Source organism: Nocardioides currus (assembly GCF_003057875.1).
In the GTDB taxonomy this organism is placed as follows: Bacteria; Actinomycetota; Actinomycetes; order Propionibacteriales; family Nocardioidaceae; genus Nocardioides; species Nocardioides currus.
In genome coordinates this window covers 191,857-214,122 of sequence record NZ_PYXZ01000001.1, presented here as the reverse complement: position 1 = coordinate 214,122, position 22,266 = coordinate 191,857, and the positions used below count along the sequence as shown (strand labels likewise).

The window sequence follows — 22,266 nt, the reverse complement described above, 5'->3', positions numbered from 1 at the left end:
GCGGCGCGGGGCGGCCGACCACCGCACGGGGTTGCCGGGACACGGCGCTGGCAGACTGCCCCCATGGACAACCTCACCGTGATCGTGCTCGCCGCCGGCGGCGGCACCCGCATGAAGTCCAAGACGATGAAGGTGCTGCACCCGATCGGCGGGCGCTCGATGATCGGGCACGTGCTGACCGCCGTGCAGGCGATGGAGCCGCAACGGATCGTGGCCGTCGTCGGCCACCAGCGCGAGCAGGTCGGACCCCACATCCAGTCGCTCGTGCCCGACGCGGTGCTGGCGGTCCAGGAGACGCAGGACGGCACCGGGCACGCCGTGCGCGTCGCGATCGAGGCGGCCGGCACGACGTCCGGGACGGTGATCGTCGCGGCGGGGGACACACCCCTGCTGCGCGGTGAGTCGTTGCGCGAGTTCGCCGCCGAGCACGAGGCGGCGCAGCGCGCGGTCAGCATCCTGTCCGGGATCGTGGCCAACCCGTTCGGCTACGGCCGGATCATCCGCAACGACGAGGGCGACGTCGAGGCGATCGTGGAGGAGAAGGACGCGACACCCCAGCAGCGCGAGATCCCGGAGATCAACTCGGGGATCCTGGCCTTCGACGCGGCCTTCCTGCTCGACGCGCTGCCGCGGATCAAGAACGACAACCACAAGGGCGAGTACTACCTGACCGACACCGTCCAGCTCGCCCGCGACGCCGGCCTCACCGTCGGCGCCCATGCGATCGACGACGTGATGCAGACCGAGGGGGCCAACGACCGGGCCCAGCTCGCCGAGCTGGGTCGGCTGCTCAACGAGCGGATCGTCACCCAGTGGATGCGCGACGGCGTGACGGTGATGGACCCGGCCACGACCTGGATCGACGCGGACGTCCAGCTCGCCCAGGACGTCACCATCCTCCCCGGCACCCAGCTGCTCGGCGCCACCATCGTGGCCGAGGACGCGGTGATCGGCCCCGACACGACGCTCAAGGACTGCGAGGTCGGCACCGGCGCCCGGGTCGTGCGCACCCACGGCGAGCTCGCGGTGATCGGCGACCGGGCCACCGTCGGCCCGTTCTCCTACCTGCGCCCCGGCTCCCGGCTCGGTGTCGCCGGCAAGATCGGCGCGTTCGTCGAGACCAAGAACGCGCAGATCGGCGACGCCGCGAAGGTGCCGCACCTGTCCTACGTCGGGGACGCGGAGATCGGCGAGGGGACCAACATCGGGGCCGGCACGATCTTCGCCAACTACGACGGCGTCGCCAAGCACCGCACCGTGGTCGGGCGGCACGCCCGCACCGGCTCCAACAACACCTTCGTCGCGCCCGTCACGATCGGCGACGGGGCCGGGACCGCCGGCGGGACCACGGTGCGCCGCGACGTACCCCCCGGAGCGCTGGCCGTCAGCAGCGGCCCGCAGCGCAACCTCGAGGAGTGGGCGCAGAAGAAGCGGCCGGGCACCGCGCAGGCAGACGCCGCGGCACGCGCCGGTGAACAGCAGGTGTCTCACGTCACCGACCCCGGGGTTGGGTCCGACGGCCCCGGTGAGACACAATCCTGACGTCGACACTCCACCCCCGATCGAGGAGTCGCAGCCGGTGACCGGACTGAAGAAGACCACCGAGAAGAATCTCATGATCTTCAGCGGACGGGCGCACCCCGAGCTCGCCGACGAGGTCTCCGAGCTCCTCGACTGCGGGCTCGTGCCGCAGTCGGCCTACGAGTTCGCCAACGGCGAGATCTACGTGCGCTACGAGGAGTCGGTGCGGGGGTGCGACGCCTTCGTGATCCAGAGCCACACCTCGCCGATCAACGAGTGGATCATGGAGCACCTGCTCATGGTCGACGCCCTCAAGCGCGCCTCGGCCAAGCGCATCACGGTCGTCATGCCGTTCTACGGCTACGCCCGTCAGGACAAGAAGCACCGCGGTCGCGAGCCGATCTCGGCCCGCCTGGTCGCCGACCTGTTCAAGACCGCCGGCGCCGACCGCCTCATCACCGTCGACCTGCACGCCGACCAGATCCAGGGCTTCTTCGACGGCCCCGTCGACCACCTGATGGCGCTGCCGATCCTCGCCGACTACGTGCGGGAGAAGTACGGCGACCAGGAGCTCGCCGTCGTCTCGCCGGACGCCGGCCGGATCAAGGTCGCCGAGCGCTGGTCGGCCCGCCTCGGCGGCGTGCCGCTGGCCTTCATCCACAAGACGCGGCGCACCGACGTCGCCAACGAGGTCGTCGCCAACCGGGTCGTCGGTGACGTCCGCGGCAAGATCTGCGTGCTGACCGACGACATGGTCGACACCGGCGGCACCATCGTGAAGGCCGCCGAGGCGTGCGTCGCCGACGGCGCGGCCGGCGTCATCATCGCCGCGACCCACCCGATCCTCAGCGACCCGGCCGTCGACCGGCTGAAGAACTCCAGCGCCATCGAGGTCGTCGTCACCAACACGCTCCCGGTGCCCTCCGACAAGCAGTTCGACAAGCTCACCACCCTCTCGATCGCGCCCCTGATCGCCCGCGCGATCCGCGAGGTCTTCGAGGACGGGTCCGTCACGTCGATGTTCGACGGGCACGCCTGACTCGACGCCGCCGAAGCGGCAGCGAACGCCCTCAGCGCAGGGCCAGCGCCACGTCGAGGTCGTCGACCTCGTCGACCCACGCCCGGGCCAGGGTGGGGTGCAGGCGACCGGTCTCGACCTGGGCCGCGACCGCGTCCCGCAGCACGCGGAGATCGGCGGTCGGCAGCGGCAGGCGTGGGAAGGCCAGACGACCGGCCACCTCGGCGTACGCCTGGCCGCGGCGAGCCACCAGCGCCGGCACCTGCTGGGCGTAGCGCCTGAGGTAGGGCGCGACCAGCGCGTGCTGGCCCGCGCTCCAGAACCCGTCCGAGGTCGCGGTGAACTCGCGGTTGGACAGCTCGGTGCCGAAGAGCGTCAGCCACGCCGCGCCCTTGTGGGCCGCGTCGGGCACGGCCGCCCGCGCGGTGCGGGCGGCGACCGCACCGGCGGCGCTGGCGTCGCGGGCCAGCTCCTCGTCGACGAGCGAGGGCGAGCCGCCGAGGGTGACGAGCCGGGTCACCACCCGCCAGCGCAGGGACTGGTCGACCGCGACCCCGGCGGGCGCGACGCCGGACGACAGCCAGCCCGCCAGCTCCGTGGCGTCGGTCGACACCTCCGCCAACCGGCGCGCTGCGGCCAGCGCGATCGAGGGGTCGGGGTCGGCGGCCAGGAGGCCGCGGCATGCTCGGGCGATCACGTCGAGGGCCCTGTCCAGGCCGGCCGGGTCGAGCAACGGGACGACCTGGTCGACGACGAGCTCGAGCACGCCCTCGGCGACGGCGGGATGGCGCTCGCCGGGCAGGTGGTCGGCGACGAGCGTGAGGAGGTCGGGCATCGCGAGCTCGCCGCGGCGAGCGGCGGCGACGGCGGTCCACCACAGCCCGGCCCGCGTGACGGGGTCCGCGATCGTGCCCAGGCGCGTGCGCACGACCTCCCACGTCCGGGGGTCGAGGGACGACGCCGCGAAGGTCTCGGCGCCGGCGTTGGGCACCACGGCGCAGCCGGCGAGGTCGTCGAGGCGGACCGGCTCGTCCGCCAGGTCGAGGGGGCGTGCGGCGATCGCCTCGCCGTCGGCGGAGAACGCGGCCACGCTCAGGCGGTGGGCCCGGGTGCCGATGCGGCGTACGACCGGGACGTCACCGTCGCGGGTCACCTCGATCGTGTCGAACCCGCTCGCACGCAGCCACTGCTCGGCCCAGCCGCGCACGTCGCGGTCGGACACGGCGTCGAGCGCGGCCAGGAAGTCGGCGAGCGTCGCGTTGCCGAAGGCGTGCGCGGTGAGGTAGCGGTTGACGCCGGCGAGGAAGGCGTCGTGCCCCAGCCAGTGCACGAGCTGGCGCAGCACCGCCCCGCCCTTGGCGTAGGTGATCATGTCGAAGTTGCCGAACGCGGTGTCGACGTCGACCATCGCCTCCGCGTCCTCGGCCACCGGGTGCGCCGAGCGGCGCCCGTCGGCGAGGTAGCCCAGCGGCGTGCGTGCGACGGTGTCGGCGATGTCGGGGTCGCGGGCGCCGGTGATCCGCCGGACCACGTCGGAGCCCATGAACTCGGCGAAGGACTCGCTCAGCCAGCTGTCCTCCCACCACGTCATCGTCACGAGGTTGCCGAACCACATGTGCGCCATCTCGTGGGCGATCGTGTTGTCGCGCCACAGCACGTCCATGGCCGACGGCGGGCCCGGGGTCAGCAGCTCGTCGCGGAACGTCACGGCGCCGGCGGTCTCCATGGCGCCCCAGTTGAGCTCGGGAGCCATCACCTGGTCGTAGGAGTCGAACGGCATCGGCTCGGTGAACGCCTCGGTGTAGTGGTCGAGGCACCGCTCGGTCACGGCCCGCAGGTCGGCGAGGTCGCGGTCGAGGAGCCGCTCCATCGAGGCGCGGGCGTGCCAGCCCATCGGCAGGCCCGCGTGCTCCCAGGTGCGCGAGACCCAGGGCCCGGCGCAGACCACGAGCATCGAGGTCGGCAGCAGGGGAGTGGTGGTGAACGTCCACAGGTCCCCGTCGCGTGTGGCGATCCCGTTGGATATCACCGTCCACGCGCTCGGGGCGGTGACGCTCACCGTCAGTGGCGCCTTGAGGTCCATCTGGTCGAAGCACGCGTAGACCCGCTGCGCGATGTCCATCCCGGTGTAGGCGCTGACGTAGACCTCGCCGTCGGCCGGGTCGGTGAAGGTGTGCAGTCCGTTGCCGGTGGTGACGTAGGGCATCCGCGCCGTCACGGTGACGTCGTTGCGGGCGGCGAGGTCGCGGAGCAGGATGCGCCCGTCGTCGTACGCCGCACCGTGGGCGCCCTCCACGACGACCTCCGTCGCGTCAGCGAGCTCGAGGAACGTGCTCGACCCCGGAGCGCGGCACGCGAAGGTGACGCGCGTGGTCACGACGGCGTGCTCACGCGAGGTGAGGTCGAGGTGGATGTCGTAGGCCACGTCGGAGATCAGTGCGGCCCGCTCGCGGGCCTCGGCGAGGGTCAGCGACGGCACGCGGCTCACTGTAGGCAGGAGGGGGGTGGTGGCGCGCCCCGTTATCGCCCAGCGGATCGCCCCGGGCGGATCGCCCGGGGGGCCTTCAGGCGGATCGCTCAGGCGACGAGCAGCGCGACGCCGTCGCCGGTGAGGTCGGTGGCGACCCGGGCCCGGCCCATGCAGACCATCAGCAGCTCCTGGACGGGGCCGGCGATCGTCGGCCCGCGGCCCCGCTCCCAGGCGATGTCGGTGGCGACCATCCGCGTGCTCCGGACGATCTCGCGCGACCCGCTGAGGAAGGCCAGCGAGCGGGCCCGGTCGGCAGCGGCCGCGGCGGCCTCCGGCGCCATCGCGCGCTCCAGCCCGAGCGGCCGGACGATGTCCTGGTGGTGGACGAGCGCGTCGATGAGTGGCTCGAGCACCGTCGTCACGGGCACCTTGCGGGTCGAGCCGGCGTGGGTGGCGAAGTCCGCGAGGATCGACTCGGGCGTCGACCGCTCGCCGAGCCGTCTGACCTCGCGCAGGATCATCGCGTTGTAGTTGCGGACCGCCATCCCCGACAGCTGGCCCCAGCCCGTCTGTGGGTGGGCGATCACGTGCGCGGCGACGTCCTTGACGGTCCAGCCCGCGCACAGCGACGGCCGCTGCCACTGCTCGTCGTCGAGGCGGGCGAGGGTGGTGGCCAGGGCGGCACGCTCGGCGTGGACGTGTGCCCAGAGCTGCTGCTTGTCCATGCCGGTCTCCACGTATAGTCAGAGTGTCTGACTAAATAGTCAGTCTCTCTGTCCATCTTGTCAAGGGAGGTCGTTCGTGGAGCTGCCCACCGCGCTGCTGATGTTCATCGCGCAGCGCCACGCGGAGGAGCGCATCGTCGAGCACCTGCGTGCCCACGGCTTCGCCGACCTGACGCTCGCGCAGGGGCGGATCGCTGCCCGCATCGCCGAGGAGGGCAGCCGCATCACCGACCTCGCCGAGCAGGCGCAGGTCACCAAGCAGACGGCTGGCTTCCTCGTCGAGCAGCTCGAGAGGGCGGGGTACGTCGATCGCGTCCCCGACCCGACCGACAAGCGGGCGCGCCTCGTGCGGATCGCGCCGCGCGGTCGCGAGGCCCAGGAGTGCGCCCGCGAGATGGAGCAGACGGTGGAGGCCGAGTGGGCCGCACACCTCGGGCCACGCCGGATGGGCCAGCTGAGGGACGCGCTCGTTTCGCTCAGGGAGATCACCGACCCGTTCCTCTAGGGTCGACCGGGTGACTGCCGCCGTGGAAGCCCGGGACCTGCGACGCACCTTCACCACCCGCTCGGGCGCGCTGCGCCGCACGCGCAAGGAGGTCGAGGCGGTCAAGGGAGTCAGCTTCGAGATCGCCCCCGGCGAGCTCTTCGGCCTGCTCGGCCCCAACGGCGCCGGCAAGACGACCACCATCAAGATGTTGATCACCCTGCTCATCCCGAGCTCGGGCAGCGCCCACGTCCTGGGCCACGACGTCGTCACCGACCTGCGCGAGGTCCGTCGCCGCATCGGCTACGTCTTCGGCGGTGACCGCGGGCTCTACGAGCGCCTCAGCGGGCTCGACAACCTGCGCTACTTCTCCGAGCTGTACGGCGTCGCGCCCCGCGAGCAGAAGAAGCGGATCGGCGAGCTGCTGGAACTGGTCGGGCTGACCGGGCGCGAGGGGGAGCGGGTCGAGGGCTACTCCCGCGGCATGCGGCAGCGCCTGCACATCGCGCGCGGGCTGCTGCACGACCCCGACGTGTTCTTCCTCGACGAACCGTCCATCGGCATCGACCCGGTCGGGGCGCGCGAGCTGCGGGCGACCATCGCCGGCCTGCGCGACCAGGGCAAGACCGTGCTGCTGACCACGCACTACATGTTCGAGGCCGACGAGCTCTGCGACCGGATCGCCGTCATCCGGTCGGGCGAGATCGTCGCCGAGGGGACGCCCACCCAGCTCAAGGGGCTGGTCAGCGCCGGCCGCGTGCTGGAGGTCGAGACGTACGGCATCAGCGACGACGCCGTCGAGGCGGTGCGCGGCATCGGCGGCGTCCGCACGGTCGTCGTCGAGGACCGCGGCCAGGTGCAGGTGCTCGTCGTGTCCTGCGAGTCCGGCGCCGAGGTCACCCAGCCGGCGCTCGCCCGTCTCGACGGGACCCGGGTGGGACGGGTCAGCCACCGCGACCCCACCCTCGAGGACGCCTACGTCGAGCTGGTCACCCGGTGACCGGCCTCGGCGCCCGCCTGCGCCAGCAGCTGGTGTGCTTCTGGCTCCAGCTGAAGATCCTGATGTTCTCGCCCTTCGAGGGCTTCCTCGCCGTCCTCTTCCCGCTGATGTTCGCGACCTCGGCGCTGCTGGTCTACCGCGTCAACAACGATCCCGACGCGATGCTCTACGCCGGCATCGGGGCCGCGGCGATGGGGATCTGGACGTCCCAGACCGTGAGCGCGACGACGCTGGTGCAGCGCGAGCGGCGCGCCGGGACGCTCGAGCTGGTGGTCGCCGCCCCCACCTCCTTCTCGCTGGTCCTGCTGCCGATCACCTGCGCGATGGCCACGATCGGGCTCTACAGCGTGGTCGCCACCATCCTGTGGGACTGGTGGGTCTTCGACATCGCCCTGCACGTGGAGGACTGGCCGGTCTTCGTGCTCAGCATCCTGATGGCGACGATCACGATCGCGCTGTTCGGCTTCCTGCTCTCGGTCAGCGCGGTGCGCTACCGCACCTCGTGGGCGCTCGGCGCCGCGCTGGAGTATCCCGGCTGGCTGCTGTGCGGGTTCGTCATCCCGCTCGACCTGCTGCCGGACGCCCTGCGGCCGGTCTCGTGGGCCCTGGCGCCGACGTGGGCCGTGGAGGGGATGCGCGCCGCGGCGGCCGGCGAGAGCGCATGGGCCGACCTTGCGGTCTGCGGCGCCGTCGGGCTCGCCTACGCGGCGCTGGCCGGCTGGCTCGGCGTACGCCTCATCAACGCGGCCCGCCGCGACGCGACCCTGGCGCTCTCATGAGCACCCCATTCGAGTGCTCACGTCGTTCCGCGCCGGACGGGGACCCCGCATGACGAGCACCCGCATCTTCTTCGTCGGCGGCCTGATGAGCTATCGCGCGCTCTTCGGCTGGATGAACCCGTGGATCTTCATCCCGTCGCTGCTGGTCTCGCCGGTCTGCCAGATCCTGCTCTTCGCCTACATCGGGCGCAGCGCGGGCGTGGGTGACGACGAGTTCTACGTGATCGGCAACGCGCTCAACTACGCCGCCATCCCGTGCATGTTCGCGATGACCTTCACCATCGGCGGCGAGCGGTTCGCGCAGACGCTCGGGCTGGTGCTCGCCACGCCAGCGCGCCGCATCCCGCTGTTCCTGGGCCGCTCGCTCCCCGTCATCCTCAACGGCTGGTTCGTGGCGATGTTCGGCGTCGTGGTCGGCTCGCTGCTGCTCGACGCCCACATCCCCGGCAGCGCGTGGCCGCTGATCGCGCTCGTCGTCGCCGTCGGCTCGCTCGCCTCCACCGGGCTGGGGCTGGTGATGGGCGCGCTCAACCTCGTCTACCGCGACGGCGCGACCATGGGCAACGTGCTGTTCCTGGTGCTGCTGATCTTCACCGGCACCAACGTCGCGCTCGACGACCTGCCCGGCTGGATGGCCGCGATCGGGCGCTGCTTGCCGCTCTCGCACGCCATCGAGGCGACCCGGATGCTCGGCGACGGCGCCACCTGGGGAGCGGTGCAGGGTCTCGTCGGCACCGAGGCGCTGATCGGCCTGGCGTACGTCGCCGTCGGGCTCGCCACCATCCGGCTCTTCGAGCACCTGAGCCGCGCGGGGGCGACGCTCGACCAGATCTGAGCCCGTGGATTCGACCCGCACCCGGCCGGGCGTCTAGTCTTCTCAGGTTGCCTCGGCGAGGGAGCCCGTCAGACCCAGGGACTCCGTGATCGACAGGGCCGGCCCCAGCACTGCGCCGCGCTCACGATCCGGAGCGTGGCGTTCGTCGTCTCCGGCCCGGGCCCACCACACGTCGTACGAAAGATCTGAGGAGAGCCACATGTCTGACGCAGAGAAGATCGCCGCCGAGACCCGCATCGAGTTCGGCAAGGGGGCGGCCCGCCGCATCCGCCGCGAGCACAAGATCCCCGCCGTCATCTACGGCCACGGCGCCGAGCCGCTCCACGTGACCCTGCCCGGCCACCAGACGATGATGGCCCTCAAGCACGGCGGCTCCAACGCCCTGCTCACCCTCGACCTCGACGGTGCCGAGCACCTCGCGCTGACCAAGCAGGTCCAGGTCGACCCGATCCGTCGCGTCATCGAGCACGTCGACTTCGTCACCGTCAAGCGCGGCGAGAAGGTCACCGTCGACGTCGCCATCCACGTCGTGGGCGACGCCGCCGCCGACACCCTGGTCGTCACCGACAACGCCACCATCCAGGTCGAGGCCGAGGCCACCCACATCCCCGAGTTCATCGAGGTGTCGGTCGAGGGCGCCGAGGTCGGCACCCAGATCCTCGCCAAGGACCTCGAGCTGCCGAAGGGCACGACCCTGGCCGCCGACGAGGAGCTCCTCATCATCAACGTCACCGCCCAGGTGACCGCCGAGGCCCTCGAGGCCGAGCTCGCCGAGGCCGAGGCCGAGGCCGGCATCGAGCACGACACGTCCGACGCCGAGATCGCCGAGGCCCAGACCGAGGCCGCGGCCGAGGACGAGGCGCGCGAGGACGACGACGCCGCGGAGTGATCCCACCGACTGCGCCGCACCGGGTCCCGGTGCGGCGCAGTCGTCATTTCGGCGGGCGGTGGCGATCGCCGTACGCCGCAGTGCGGGACGTCATGGGATCCTGCGGTCCGCACCGCGGATTCCCCTGACGTCCGGACTTGTTGGGAGGATGGGCGCATGAGCGAGGACGTGTGGCTGGTCGTCGGCCTGGGCAATCCGGGGCCGGCGTACGCCGGGCACCGCCACAACATCGGCTACCTCGTCACCGACGAGCTCGCGTCCCGGATGGGCAGCCCGTTCCGCTCCCACAGGTCCGGTCGCGCCGACGTCGTCGAGGGCCGCGTGGGCCCGCCCGGTGCCTCGGCGCCCCGGGTCGTGCTGGCCCGACCGCGGTGCTACATGAACGAGGTGGGCGGCCCGGTCAAGGCGCTCGCCACCTTCTACAAGGTCGCCCCGGAGCGGATCGTCGCGATCCACGACGAGCTCGACATCGCCTTCGGCACGCTCCGGGTCAAGCTCGGCGGCGGCGACAACGGCCACAACGGACTCCGCTCGATGCGCAGCAGTCTCGGCACCGGTGACTTCCACCGCGTCCGGGCCGGCATCGGGCGACCGCCGGGGCGCCAGGACGTGGCCGACTTCGTGCTGTCCAACTACTCCACCGTGGAGCGCAAGGAGCTTCCCTTCCAGGTGATGGATGCCGCCGACGCCGTCGAGTCGCTGATGACCGACGGGCTGGAGAGGACGCAGCAGCGCTTCAACTCCTGATCTACTCACGATCGGGTATGCGCCCTCCCCCCGACGCTCCTACCGTCGAGGCACCAAGGGGGCAGGGATGGGCACTACCGCGCGACACAAGAGCGACGTCGACACGAAGACACGACCGCGAGGGCTCGTCCCTGCGCCGCGCCGCTCCTCGGACCCGCCCGCCGCGCCGCCCGTGACGCTCGGGCTGGAGCCCGAGCGCAGGCGCGGCTCCCGGCTGGCCCGACGGCTCGTCGCGCTCGCGGTGGTGCTGGCGATGGTGCCGCTGGTCGTCCTCGTCGTGCTGGACCTGCGGCTCACCACCGCCCTCGACCGGATCGACGACGCCTTCACCGGCCTCGGCGCCCGGCCGGCGCCGGCCACGGACGGGTCGGTGACCATGCTGATGCTGGCCACCGGGACGGCGCGCGCCGACAGCCCCGACCTGACCTGGATGCCGGACGACCCCGCGGTCATCTCGGCGCTGTTCGTCACGGTCTCGGGTGATCGCCGCCAGGTCAACGTCGACTGGCTCCCGCTGCGCGGGCCGATCCTCGCGGGCATCTCCGACAGCGCGCCGAGCAGCTCGGTCGGCGCGGCCGAGGAGTGGACGGGCACGCGCGTCGACCACCTCGCCGTCATCGACTGGCCGACCTTCGCCCAGCTCGGTCGCGACAACGAGGTCACCGACGTCCTGCCACCGGGAGCGGGTCGCGGGGAGCAGCAGGCCTACCTGCGCGAGGTGCTGGAGGACACGCTCCACGCCGAGATGCGCAAGGAGCCATGGACGCTCTACAAGGCCCTGCACACCACCGCCGAGGGCATGGCGGTGGAGGACGGCTGGTCGACGTTCGACATGAACCGGCTGGTCTTCTCGCTGCGTGACATGCGCTCGGCCCAGATCGTCCTCGGCGCCCTGGACCGGCCACTCACCAAAATTGGCGAATAGCCGCACGGGCAAGGGATCTGGCGATCCAGTCAGTCAACGATGAACCTGCCACACCGACGCGGTGTGGCGTCTGCCAAGGGGGTGGAGCCATGTACGAGTCATGCGTCGTGGGTCCCGATCTCCGGGTGACCACTGCCACCGTCGACCTCGTCGAGGAGAACCGATGACGCACAGCACTCCACCGCCGCTGGGGGTCGCCGTCATCGGCGCCGGCTACTGGGGTCCCAACCTGATCCGCAACTTCCGCTCCTCGCCCGACTGGGCGCTGCGTGCGGTCTGCGACCTCGACGTGGCTCGCGCCCGGCAGGTCGTGGGCGACGCCAGCGGGTGCGACGTGGTCGCCGACGTGGCGCAGCTGCTGGAGCGCGACGACATCGACGCCGTCGCGATCGCCACGCCCGCCCGCACCCACCGCGGGGTCGCCGAGGCGGTGCTGCGGGCCGGCAAGCACGTGCTCGTCGAGAAGCCGCTGGCCGACAGCGTCGAGGCAGGTACGGCGATGGTGGCCCTGGCCCGGGAGCAGGGCCTGGTCCTGATGGCCGACCACACCTACTGCTTCACCCCGGCAGTGCTGAAGATGGCCGAGCTGGTCGCCGCCGGCGAGCTCGGCGACGTCCTCTACGTCGACTCGGTCCGCATCAACCTCGGGCTGGTCCAGCCCGACGTCGACGTGCTGTGGGACCTGGCGCCCCACGACCTCTCGATCCTCGACTACGTCCTCCCCGGCGGGCTGGCCCCCGGCGGGGTGTCGGCCTTCGGTGCCGACCCGCTCGGCGCGGGCCGTGCCTGCGTCGGCCACATCTCGATGCCGCTGGCCGGCGGTGCGCTCGCGCACGTCCACGTCAACTGGATGAGCCCGACCAAGATCCGCCAGATGGTGATCGGTGGCTCGCGCCGTACGCTCGTGTGGGACGACCTCAACCCGCAGCAGCGCCTCAGCGTCTACGACCGCGGCGTCGACCTCGGTCAGACCTCCGTGCTCGGCCAGGCCGGCGCCGAGCGCCGCGACGCCGGGATCTCCTACCGCCTCGGCGACACCTGGTCGCCGGCCCTGCCCGAGCGCGAGCCGCTGATGGGCGTCGTCACCGAGCTGGCGGCGAGCATCCGCGAGGGCCGCGCGCCGAGCACCGACGGGGCCGCCGGCCTGCGCGTGCTGTCCACGCTGGCCGCCGCGTCCGAGAGCCTCGCCGCCGACGGTCTGATGGTCCGTCCGCAGGGGCTCACGGTGCCGGCGCCGCGACAGGCCGTCCGCAGCGAGCTGGAGTCCGTCCGATGACCCAGCTCGCGGGCGCCCGGATCCTCGTCACCGGAGGAGCCGGGACCATCGGCTCGACCCTCGTCGACCAGCTCGTCGACGCCGGTGCCGGCGCGGTGATCGTGCTCGACAACCTCGTGCGCGGTCGGGTCGCCAACCTCGAGACCGCGCTGGCCGGCGACACCGTCACGCTGGTCGAGGGCGACATCCGCGACCGCGACCTCGTGCACGACGTGACCCGCGGCTGCGACCTCGTCTTCCACCAGGCCGCCATCCGCATCACCCAGTGCGCGGAGGAGCCGCGGCTCGCGCTCGAGGTGCTCGTGGACGGCACGTTCAACGTCGTCGAGGCCGCCGCCGAGGCCAAGGTCGACAAGCTGGTTGCCGCCTCGTCCGCCTCCGTCTACGGGCTGGCGGAGGAGTTCCCGACCAGGGAGAGCCACCACCACCACGACAACGACACGTTGTACGGCGCCGCGAAGACCTTCAACGAGGGGCTGGTCCGCAGTTTCCGGGCGATGCACGGCCTCGACCACGTGCTGCTGCGCTACTTCAACGTCTACGGCCCGCGGATGGACGTGCACGGCCTCTACACCGAGGTGCTGGTGCGCTGGATGGAGCGGATCGCCGACGGGCTGCCGCCGCTGATCTTCGGTGACGGGCGCCAGACGATGGACTTCGTCTTCACCACCGACATCGCCCGTGCCAACGTGCTCGCCGCCGCCAGCGACGTGCGCGAGGGCATCTACAACGTGGCCCGTGGCGAGGAGACGAGCCTGCTCGAGCTGGCACAGACGCTGCTGCGGGCGATGGACTCCGACCTCCCGGTCGAGCACGGCCCCGAGCGCGCGGTCAACGGCGTCACGCGCCGGCTGGCCGACACCACGGCTGCTCGTCGCGACCTCGGCTTCGTGGCCGAGGTCGGGCTCGAGGAGGGCCTGCGCGAGCTGGTCGAGTGGTGGCGCCCGCTGCGCTCCGAGGTGGCCGCCGGACGGGCGCTGGTCCAGTGAGCGCCGTGGACGAGTCGCGCATCAACGTGATGCAGCCCTGGCTCGGCGAGGAGGAGGTGGCCGCCGTCGCGGAGGTGATCCGCTCCGGCTGGGTCGCCCAGGGGCCGAAGGTCGCCGCGTTCGAGTCGGCCTTCGCGAGCAGCCAGCAGGCGGCGTACGCCGTGGCCGTCAGCAACTGCACGACCGCGCTGCACCTCGCGCTGGTCGTGGCCGGGATCGGTCCCGGCGACGACGTCGTCGTCCCGTCCTTCTCCTTCGTCGCCACGGCCAACGCTCCGGTGTACGTCGGGGCGCGCACCGTCTTCGCCGACGTCGACGCCACCACGGGCAACCTCACGCCCGACACGATCGCCGCTGCGGTCACCGAGCGCACCCGCGCGGTGATCGCAGCGGACCAGGGTGGCGTGCCGCTCGACCTCGCCGCCCTGCGGGCGTTCTGCGACCCCCGCGGCATCGTGGTGATCGAGGACGCCGCCTGTGGAGCGGGATCCACGGCCTACGGCCGCCCGGTCGGGGCCGGTGCCGAGATCGCCGCCTGGTCGTTCCACCCGCGCAAGCTGCTCACCACCGGCGAGGGAGGGATGCTCACCACCTCGCGCCCCGAGTGGGCCGACCGCGCCCGCCGCCTGCGCGAGCACGCGATGAGCGTCTCCGCCGCCGACCGGCACGCGAGCGTGCTGGCCCCGCCGGAGAGCTACGACGAGGTCGGCTTCAACTACCGGATGACCGACCTCCAGGCAGCCGTCGGCATCGTCCAGCTGGGACGCCTGCCCGAGCTGGTCACGCGTCGCCGGCAGCTGGCCAAGGGATACGCCGCCGCGATCGACGAGCTGCCCGGCCTGCGGATGGTCGCCGACCCCGAGTGGGGCACCACGAACTTCCAGTCCTGCTGGGTCGAGGTCGCGCCCGAGCACCCGCTCGACCGCGAGGGACTCCTCGTCCACCTCGCCGACGCCGGCATCTCCGCCCGCCGCGGGATCATGGCCGCGCACCAGCACCCGGCCCACGCCGGACGCGCGGGTGTGCCGCTCCCCGTGACCGAGCACCTCACCGCCAGCACGCTCATCCTGCCGGTCTTCCACGAGCTCACCGACGGCGAGCAGGACCGCGTGATCGAGGCCCTGCGCTCGTCGGCGACCGGGGAGCGTCGATGACCGCGATCCTGATCCCGCAGGCGCGGACGTCAGCCACACCGCCGCGCCCCGGCTTCGCGCCCCAGCGCCTCGAGCGGCTGGTGCGCGACGCCGCCACCGCGAGCCACCTCGACCTCACGGGCCGGTGCGTCGTCACCGAGGCCGCCACCGGTGCGTACGTGGTCACGCCGGTGCTCGCCGCACTCGCCGGCGCGCGCCGCGTCGTCGCGATCACCCGGCCCACCCGCTACGGCACCACCAGCGAGGTGCGCGACGCGACGCTGCAGCTGGCCGAGCGCCTCGGCGTCGCCGGCGTGATCGAGGTGGTCGAGGAGCTGACGCCCGAGCACCTCGCCGACGCCGACGTCGTCACCAACTCCGGCCACGTGCGTCCGATCGACGAGCGGATGGCCGCGCAGCTGCGTCCCGGCGCGGTCGTGCCGCTGATGTACGAGTCGTGGGAGCTCGAGGCCCGTGCGGGCGACGTCGACATCGCGGCCCTGGCCGCGCGGGGGGTCGTCTTCGCCGGCACCAACGAGCGCCACCCCCACGTCGACGTCTTCTCCTACCTCGGGATGATGGCCGTCTGGCAGCTCGCGCAGGCGGGTGTGGCGGTCTACCGCTCGCGCATCGCGCTGGTCTGCGACAACGAGTTCGCGCCGTACGTCGGGCTCGGGCTGACCCGGGCCGGGGCCCACGTGGTGCTCCGCAGCCACGCGCTCGACCTCCCCGACACCGAGGACTTCGACGCGATCGTGATCGCCCAGACGCCGACCGAGGGCGACGTGCTCGACGCGGCCATCGCCCACCGGATCGCCGGCGCCTGGCCCGGCACCCCCGTCATGCAGTTCTGGGGCGACCTCGACCGCGACGCGCTGGCCGCGGCCGGCGTCGGGGTCTGGCCGCCGCAGGCGCCGCCGCGCGGCCACATGGGCGTGCTGCCCTCCGACATCGGGCCCGAGGCGATCGTGCGGCTCCAGTGCGGCGGGCTCAAGGTGGCCGAGGTGCTGCTCAAGCCTGGCTCCGAGCGCACCCTCGACGACCTCGAGCACATCGACCCGCACCCCGACTGCGAGGTGCGCGATGCCTGAGCTGCCCCGCGTCCTGCTGATCGGCCTCGGCTCCACGACCGGATCCGCCCTCGACGCCCTGATGGACCGCTTCGAGGTGTGCGGACTGGTCCGCCCCGGCTTCGACGGCGTCGTCTCGATGGCGCTGGACGCCGGCGTGCCCGTGCAGGCCGACGCCCGGCTCTCGGCCGTCGTCGACCTGATCGAGAACCTGCGACCCGACGCCGTGGTCGTCTCGTCCTACGACCGCATCCTGCCGGGGCACGTCGTCACGGCCGTGCCGTGCATCAACGTCCACTACGCGCCGCTGCCGCGCTACCGCGGGCGGGCCACGGTCAACTGGGCCATCATCAACGGCGAGGAGTCGACCGCGATCACCGTGCACTGCCTCGAGCCCGACCTCGACGCCGGTGGGATCCTCCTGCAGCACGCGGTGCCCCTCGGCCCGGAGTCCACGACGGGCGCGGTCTACGACCAGCTCAACGACCTCCAGCGCCGCTTCCTGGCCGACGCCGTCGAGCGCCGACTCGCGGGCGACCGCGGGGAGCCGCAGGACGAGGCCGACGCGACCTACTCGTGCAGCCGCGTCCCGGCGGACGGCGAGATCGACTGGAGCCGATCGACGGCGACGGTCGACCGCCTGGTCCGGGCCCTCGACGGTCCCTTCCCGCCGGCCTTCACGTTCCTCGGCACCGACCGGATCGACGTGCTCCGCGCCGTACCCGTGACCGACGCCCCCACCTACGCCGGCCGCATCCCGGGCCGCGTCATCCGGGTCGACCGCGCCGTCGGGCACGTCGACGTCCTCACCGGCGACGGCGTCCTGCGCCTGCTCGAGGTCGCCTCGTCCGCCCAGTCCCACCGTCCCGCTGACCTGATCACGTCCGTCCGCCACCAGCTCGTGTCCGGTGCCGAGGCTCGCCTCGCCACCCTCGAGCGGCGGCTGGCCGCCTATGAAGTCGAGGTTCGACCATGAGAGTTCCCTTCGTTGACCTGGCCGCCCAGCACGCCGAGATCGCCGACGAGGTGCGCTCGGGGCTCGACGCGGTGTTCGCCTCCACCGGCTTCGTCGGTGGTCCCGACGTCACGGCCTTCGAGCAGGAGTACGCCGCCTATGCCGGCGTCGACCACTGCATCGGCGTCGCCAACGGCACCGACGCGCTGGAGCTCGCGCTCCGGGCGGTGGGGGTCTCGCCCGGCTCCGAGGTGATCCTGCCCGCCAACACCTTCATCGCCAGCGCCGAGGCGGTCTCGCGCATCGGAGCGGTCCCGGTGCCCGTCGACGTCGACGAGGAGCACCTCCTCATCGACCCGGTCGCGGTGTCCGAGGCCATCACCGAGCGGACCTCCGCGGTCATCGCCGTCCACCTGTTCGGACAGCTCGCCCCGCTGGACGAGCTGGCCGAGATCTGCGACGAGGCCGGCATCCCGCTCGTCGAGGACGCCGCCCAGTCGCAGGGCGCGCACTGGCGCGGCCGCGGCCAGGACGGCTCCGCCCGCCTCAGCCGGATCGCCGCCACCAGCTTCTACCCCGGCAAGAACCTCGGCGCGGCCGGCGACGCCGGCGCGGTCACGACCGCCGACCCCGAGCTCGCCGCACGCGTGCGGCTGCTGGCCAACCACGGCTCCGCCACGCGCTACGTGCACGACGTGATCGGCATGAACTCCCGCCTCGACTCCCTGCAGGCCGTCTACCTGCGGGCCAAGCTCGGTCGGCTCGACAAGTGGAACGACCTGCGCAGCCGGGCCGCCCAGCGTTACTCCGAGCTGCTCGGCGACGTCCCCGGGATCCAGTGCCCGAGCGCGATCGACCCCGAGGCGCACGTGTGGCACCTGTACGTCGTCCGCGTCGACGACCGCGACCGGGTGCTGCAGGCGCTGGGTGACGCGGGCGTCGGGGCGGGTATCCACTACCCGACGCCGGTGCACCTGACCGGCGCCTACGAGCACCTCGGCCTGGGCGCGGGCACCGCCCCGATCGCCGAGGAGGCGGCCGGCCGGATCCTGTCGCTGCCGATGTTCCCGCACCTGACGGAGGACATGCAGGCCCGGGTCGCCGAGGTCCTGATCGACGCCGTGACCGATGGGGGATCCACCCGATGACCACGCTCCTGGTCGCCAACGACGGCGGCCACATCATGCAGCTCCACACGCTGCGTCCGCGCCTGGGCGTGGGCGGGGACGTCGTGTGGGTGACGCCGCGGACACCGCAGACCGAGTCACTGCTCGCGGGCGAGACGGTGCACTGGACCGAGCCGTGCCCGCCGCGGGACTCCCGCGCCATCCTGCGCAACGCCCGTGACTGCCGCCGCCTCTTCCGCGAGCACCGCGTCACGCTGGCGGTGAGCACGGGCGCCGCGCTCGCCCTGGCCGTGCTGCCGCAGGCGCGGGCCCGGGGGATCGAGACGGTCTACATCGAGTCCGCCACCCGCCTGGATGCGCCGTCGCTGTCCGGGCGGGTGCTCTCGGCCATGCCGGGCGTGCGGACCTTCAGCCAGTCGACGGGACTGACCAAGGGTTCGTGGGAGTACCTCGCCTCGCCGTGGGACCTCTACGAGTCGGCCAACGCCGTGCCCCACGCGATCAGGTCGGCCGTCGTTAGCCTCGGCACCCAGGAGGGGTACGGGTTCCGTCGACTCCTGGAGCGATTGGTGCCGATCATGCCCGCCGATGCCGAGGTGATGTGGCAGACCGGCAGCACCGACGTGTCCGGCCTGTGCATCGAGGGGCGGGAGAGGGTCCCGTCGCGGGAGATGGCCGAGGCGATCCGGGAGGCCGACGTCGTCGTCGCCCACGCCGGCACCGGCATCGCGCTGATGGCGCTCGAGAACGGCAAGCTGCCGGTCCTGGTCCCGCGCCGCGGGCTGCACGGCGAGCACGTCGACGACCACCAGCTGACCATCGCGCTCGAGCTGAGCCTGCGTGACCTGGCGGTCTCGCGCGACGCCGACAGCCTCAAGCTGCGTGACCTGGAGCTCGCCGCCAGTCGCTCGGTGACCAAGGTCGTCGACCCGCCCCAGCTCACGATCACCGCGCCCGTGATCCCGCGTCCGCGCGTCGGCAGCTAGGAGGCGGGGATGTCCGGGGGCGTCATCCTCTTCTCCGCGCAGGACTACTGGTACCACAACCGCGCGCACTCGGACGTGCAGCTCGCGCGGGCCCTCTCCAGCGACCGGCCGGTGCTACTGGTCAACAGCCTGGGCATGCGGATGCCCCGTCGCGGCGTGACGACACAGCCCTGGCGTCGCATCCTGCGCAAGGTCCGGAGCACGCTGCGCGCCGTACGCCGACCGGAGCCCGAGCACCCGAGGCTGTTCGTCCTCACGCCGGTCAGCGTGCCCGTCTTCGGCCGCCCCCGGCTGGCGCGGCTGAACGCCTGGTCCGTCCGGGTCCAGGTGCGGGCCGCCGCCCGGCTGGCCGGGATCGGCACCCCTGACCTGCTGGTGACCCTGCCGACCGCGTGGGACGTCGCGCGCCGGCTGCCCCACCGCTCGATCGTCATCAACCGGTCGGATCGCTACTCCTCGCTGCCCGAGGCCGACAACACGGCCATCGAACGGCTGGAGCAGCAGATGCTCGCCGGCTGCGACGGCGCCGTGTGGGCCAGCGGCGAGCTGCTCGAGGAGGAGCGGGCGCTGCTCCCGCGCCACGTCGAGCCGGTCCTGATCGGCCACGGCGTCGACCTCGACCACTTCGCCCCCGACCCCGACCGGCCCGAGCCGCGCGACCTCGCCGGCGTGCCCCGGCCGCGGATCGGCTTCTTCGGCGGCATCGACGACTACGTCGTCGACCTCGACCTCATCGGCCGCCTCGCCCGCGAGGTCCCCGAGGCTTCGGTGCTGCTGATCGGCGCGGCCACCTGCCCGATGGACGACCTGGTCGCGCTGCCCAACGTGCACTGGCTCGGGATGCGGTCCTACGCCGACATCCCGGCGTACGGCGCCGCGTTCGACGTCGCGATCATGCCGTGGCTGCAGAACGAGTGGATCCGGTTCTGCAACCCGATCAAGACCAAGGAGTACCTCGCGCTCGGGCTGCCGGTGGTGACGATGCGCTACCCCGAGGCGGCCATGCACGAGCACGTCATCGCCGTCGCGGACAGCGCCGACAAGTTCGTGGCGCTGGTCCGAGACGCCCTCGCCGGCAGCCCGGTCTCGACGCCCGAGGCTCGGCGCGAGTCGGTCGCGCGCGACTCGTGGGCCGCACGCTCCGACGTGCTCCGCGAGATCTTCGCGGCCGCCGGCAGCGGTCGGGGGGTTCGCTGATGTGTGGCATCGCCGGGATCCGGCGCTTCGACGACCGACCCGTCGACGAGGGCGCGCTCCGCGCCATGATGCGGGTGCTGCACCACCGGGGCCCCGACGACGAGGACCTCTGGGTCGAGGGGCCGGTCGGGATCGCCCACACCCGGCTGTCGATCATCGACCTGGGCGGGTCGCGCCAGCCGATGACGAGCGACGACGGCCGGCACGTGCTGACCTTCAACGGCGAGATCTTCAACTACCAGCAGCTCCGCGAGCAGCTCGACTATCCCTTCGTCACCCGCGGTGACACCGAGGTCGTCCTCGCCACGATGGTGCGCCACGGTGCCCACGCCGCGTCCGACCTGCTCGGTCAGTTCGCCTTCGCGGTCCACGACCGGGCGAGCGGTGCCACCTCGCTGGTCCGCGACCGTCTCGGCGTGCTGCCCCTCTACTACTACCTCGACGAGCACCAGCTCGTCTTCGCCTCCGAGCCCAAGGCGATCCTCGCCGTGCTGGGGGAGCGCGCCCGCCTCGACCGCGAGCAGCTGCGCACCTACCTCCGCGCCCGTGCGGTCCACGCCCCGGCCACCCTGTTCGAGGGCATCCGCAAGGTCCCGCCCGGCCACGTCGTGACGGTCTCGGCCACGGGTCGGGCCACCGTCGCGCCGTACTGGACGCTGCCCTCGCCCGACGAGGTCGAGCACGGCACCCCCGAGGAGGCCGTCGACCGGGTCGAGGCCGCGCTGCGCGACGCGATCGACGCGTCCCTCGTCGCCGACGTCCCCGTCGGGGCCTACCTGTCGGGCGGCGTCGACAGCAGCCTGATCGTCGCGCTCGCCGCAGCGGCGCGCCGCGAGGCGGGCAGCACCACGCCGGTGGCCACCTTCGCCGCGGAGTTCGGCGACCCACGTGTCGACGAGACCGCGCACTCCGAGCTCGTGAGCCGGACCGTCGGGACCGACCACCACCGTGTGCTCATCCGGCCCGACGACTTCCGCGAGACCTGGCAGCACCTCACCTGGCACCGCGACGCGCCGGTGAGCGAGCCGGCCGACATCGCCGTCGCGCAGCTCGCGACTGCCGCGCGTCAGCACGTGAAGGTGGTGCTGTCCGGCGAGGGCAGCGACGAGCTGTTCGGCGGCTACCCGAAGTACCGTTTCGCCCACGCCACCGCACTGGCCGGCCGGCTCCCCGCGAGCGCTCGCGCCGCCGCGCTGCGTCGGCTCGAGCGTGCGCTGCCCGCGTCGCGTGGCAAGGCGCGGATCGGCCTGCGCTCGCTCGGTGGAGCCCGGATGGAGGACTGGTTCGCTCCCTTCACCGTTCATGAGGTCGACGCCCTGCTCGGGACGACCACCAGCCGCCCGCCGCGCGTGCTCCCGCACCGCGACGCCATCGACCTGATGGCCCGCACCGACCTCGACACGTGGCTGCCCGACAACCTCCTCGAGCGGGGGGACCGGATGTCGATGGCCGCCTCGCTCGAGCTCCGCCCGCCGTTCCTCGACCACCGGCTCGTCGAGCTCGCCTTCCGGCTGCCCAGCTCGGTCAAGGTGCGCGACGGCCAGACCAAGTGGGTCGTGAAGCAGGTGGCCCGCCGGCACCTGCCCGAGCAGATCGTCTCGCGGCCCAAGGTCGGGTTCCGGGTGCCGCTCGACGCGTGGTTCCGCGGCGAGCTCGAGTCGATGGCCCGCGACCTCCTGCAGGGAACCGAGAGCTTCGTGGGCGGCGTGCTCGACACTCGCGCGGTCGGAGACATCCTCGACGACCACACCCGCGGTCGTCGCGACGAGGAGATCCGCATCTGGACGCTGCTGTCGCTGGAGATGTGGGGTCGCACCTTCCTGGCGGACCCCGCACTCGCCGCCTCGTGACTCCTCGGTAGTGTGATCTGCGTCTCGTCTAGACCACATCAGTGGGACGCGTGGGGCTGATCTGACGGGTCTCGCGGTGGTTCCTCACCGGATATCGACCGGTGCCCGCTGAGCGGACAGATCTTCGTTTGTGACGATTCGGCACCGCTGCGTTCGGCGGTTAGCGTCCTTCCCGATCTGGAGGACCGGCTCATTGCCCGGGTCCCGGATCTTGCAGCAGTCCTGCGGCGTCGTTCTGGGAGGGGCGACGGCATCTGGTCCGAGGTCTTGGGGGACCAAGGATCACAGGG

The 22,266-nt window shown here is 72.4% G+C and carries 20 protein-coding genes; 18 read left to right on the top strand and 2 right to left on the bottom strand.

The annotated features are described in order from the left end of the window. Positions 1-63 precede the first annotated feature (63 nt). Both glmU and C7S10_RS01020 read left to right on the top strand, forming a co-directional pair. Positions 64-1,542: a bifunctional UDP-N-acetylglucosamine diphosphorylase/glucosamine-1-phosphate N-acetyltransferase GlmU gene (glmU, locus tag C7S10_RS01025; protein WP_108342554.1), complete on the top strand. Its 1,479-nt coding sequence runs from the start codon at positions 64-66 to the stop codon at positions 1,540-1,542. A 37-nt stretch (positions 1,543-1,579) separates the two neighbouring features. Beyond that, positions 1,580-2,560 carry a ribose-phosphate diphosphokinase gene (locus C7S10_RS01020; protein ID WP_108342553.1) on the top strand — a complete coding sequence of 327 codons (981 nt, stop codon included), beginning with the start codon at positions 1,580-1,582 and terminating at the stop codon, positions 2,558-2,560. A gap of 31 nt (positions 2,561-2,591) precedes the next feature. Here C7S10_RS01020 and pepN read toward each other — a convergent pair whose 3' ends face one another. Both pepN and C7S10_RS22080 read right to left on the bottom strand, forming a co-directional pair. Further along, on the bottom strand, positions 2,592-5,018 hold the full coding sequence (gene pepN, locus C7S10_RS01015; RefSeq protein ID WP_165807013.1) for an aminopeptidase N: 2,427 nt from the start codon (positions 5,016-5,018) through the stop codon (positions 2,592-2,594). Between the two features lie 98 nt (positions 5,019-5,116). Then, entirely contained in the window at positions 5,117-5,734 is a 618-nt protein-coding gene (locus C7S10_RS22080) for a maleylpyruvate isomerase family mycothiol-dependent enzyme (RefSeq protein WP_165807012.1), read from the bottom strand. 76 nt (positions 5,735-5,810) lie between these two features. Between C7S10_RS22080 and C7S10_RS01010 the strand changes: the two genes are divergently transcribed. From C7S10_RS01010 to asnB, 16 genes are all read left to right on the top strand, one after another. Beyond that, positions 5,811-6,239, top strand: coding sequence for a MarR family winged helix-turn-helix transcriptional regulator (locus C7S10_RS01010; RefSeq protein WP_243395138.1), 429 nt, complete (start codon positions 5,811-5,813; stop codon positions 6,237-6,239). Positions 6,240-6,249: 10 nt separating this feature from the next. Next, positions 6,250-7,218, top strand: a complete 969-nt coding sequence (locus C7S10_RS01005) for an ABC transporter ATP-binding protein (protein WP_108342551.1) — start codon at positions 6,250-6,252, stop codon at positions 7,216-7,218. Then, the gene (locus tag C7S10_RS01000) at positions 7,215-7,997 is read left to right on the top strand and encodes an ABC transporter permease (protein ID WP_108342550.1); all 783 of its coding nucleotides are present in this window, start codon (positions 7,215-7,217) and stop codon (positions 7,995-7,997) included. The genes C7S10_RS01005 and C7S10_RS01000 overlap by 4 nt, the downstream gene beginning before the upstream one ends. Positions 7,998-8,046: 49 nt before the next feature. Next, positions 8,047-8,832 (top strand): ABC transporter permease, encoded by a 786-nt coding sequence (locus C7S10_RS00995; RefSeq protein ID WP_133176397.1) that lies wholly within the window; start codon positions 8,047-8,049, stop codon positions 8,830-8,832. Between the two features lie 199 nt (positions 8,833-9,031). After that, complete coding sequence (locus C7S10_RS00990; protein WP_108342548.1) at positions 9,032-9,721, top strand: 50S ribosomal protein L25/general stress protein Ctc; 690 nt, start codon at positions 9,032-9,034, stop codon at positions 9,719-9,721. A gap of 156 nt (positions 9,722-9,877) precedes the next feature. Next, a complete protein-coding gene (gene pth / locus C7S10_RS00985) occupies positions 9,878-10,468 on the top strand; it encodes an aminoacyl-tRNA hydrolase (RefSeq protein ID WP_108342547.1) in 591 nt (196 codons plus the stop codon). Between the two features lie 172 nt (positions 10,469-10,640). Further along, positions 10,641-11,393 carry a hypothetical protein gene (locus tag C7S10_RS00980; RefSeq protein WP_108342546.1) on the top strand — a complete coding sequence of 251 codons (753 nt, stop codon included), beginning with the start codon at positions 10,641-10,643 and terminating at the stop codon, positions 11,391-11,393. 163 nt (positions 11,394-11,556) lie between these two features. Beyond that, positions 11,557-12,669, top strand: a complete 1,113-nt coding sequence (locus tag C7S10_RS00975) for a Gfo/Idh/MocA family protein (RefSeq protein WP_108342545.1) — start codon at positions 11,557-11,559, stop codon at positions 12,667-12,669. Continuing rightward, entirely contained in the window at positions 12,666-13,658 is a 993-nt protein-coding gene (locus tag C7S10_RS00970; RefSeq protein ID WP_108342544.1) for an NAD-dependent epimerase/dehydratase family protein, read from the top strand. The genes C7S10_RS00975 and C7S10_RS00970 overlap by 4 nt, the downstream gene beginning before the upstream one ends. 5 nt (positions 13,659-13,663) lie before the next feature. Next, positions 13,664-14,812 carry a DegT/DnrJ/EryC1/StrS family aminotransferase gene (locus tag C7S10_RS00965; protein ID WP_243395137.1) on the top strand — a complete coding sequence of 383 codons (1,149 nt, stop codon included), beginning with the start codon at positions 13,664-13,666 and terminating at the stop codon, positions 14,810-14,812. Continuing rightward, positions 14,809-15,882, top strand: coding sequence for a hypothetical protein (locus C7S10_RS00960; RefSeq protein ID WP_108342543.1), 1,074 nt, complete (start codon positions 14,809-14,811; stop codon positions 15,880-15,882). The genes C7S10_RS00965 and C7S10_RS00960 overlap by 4 nt, the downstream gene beginning before the upstream one ends. Continuing rightward, positions 15,875-16,837 (top strand): methionyl-tRNA formyltransferase, encoded by a 963-nt coding sequence (locus C7S10_RS00955; RefSeq protein ID WP_108342542.1) that lies wholly within the window; start codon positions 15,875-15,877, stop codon positions 16,835-16,837. Before C7S10_RS00960 ends, C7S10_RS00955 begins: the two co-directional genes overlap by 8 nt. Continuing rightward, positions 16,834-17,964 (top strand): DegT/DnrJ/EryC1/StrS family aminotransferase, encoded by a 1,131-nt coding sequence (locus tag C7S10_RS00950; RefSeq protein WP_108342541.1) that lies wholly within the window; start codon positions 16,834-16,836, stop codon positions 17,962-17,964. The genes C7S10_RS00955 and C7S10_RS00950 overlap by 4 nt, the downstream gene beginning before the upstream one ends. Beyond that, complete coding sequence (locus tag C7S10_RS00945; protein WP_108342540.1) at positions 17,961-18,929, top strand: glycosyltransferase; 969 nt, start codon at positions 17,961-17,963, stop codon at positions 18,927-18,929. The genes C7S10_RS00950 and C7S10_RS00945 overlap by 4 nt, the downstream gene beginning before the upstream one ends. A 9-nt stretch (positions 18,930-18,938) precedes the next feature. Beyond that, positions 18,939-20,126, top strand: coding sequence for a glycosyltransferase (locus C7S10_RS00940; RefSeq protein ID WP_108342539.1), 1,188 nt, complete (start codon positions 18,939-18,941; stop codon positions 20,124-20,126). Then, the gene (asnB, locus tag C7S10_RS00935; protein WP_108342538.1) at positions 20,126-21,976 is read left to right on the top strand and encodes an asparagine synthase (glutamine-hydrolyzing); all 1,851 of its coding nucleotides are present in this window, start codon (positions 20,126-20,128) and stop codon (positions 21,974-21,976) included. The genes C7S10_RS00940 and asnB overlap by 1 nt, the downstream gene beginning before the upstream one ends. Positions 21,977-22,266: the final 290 nt, after the last annotated feature.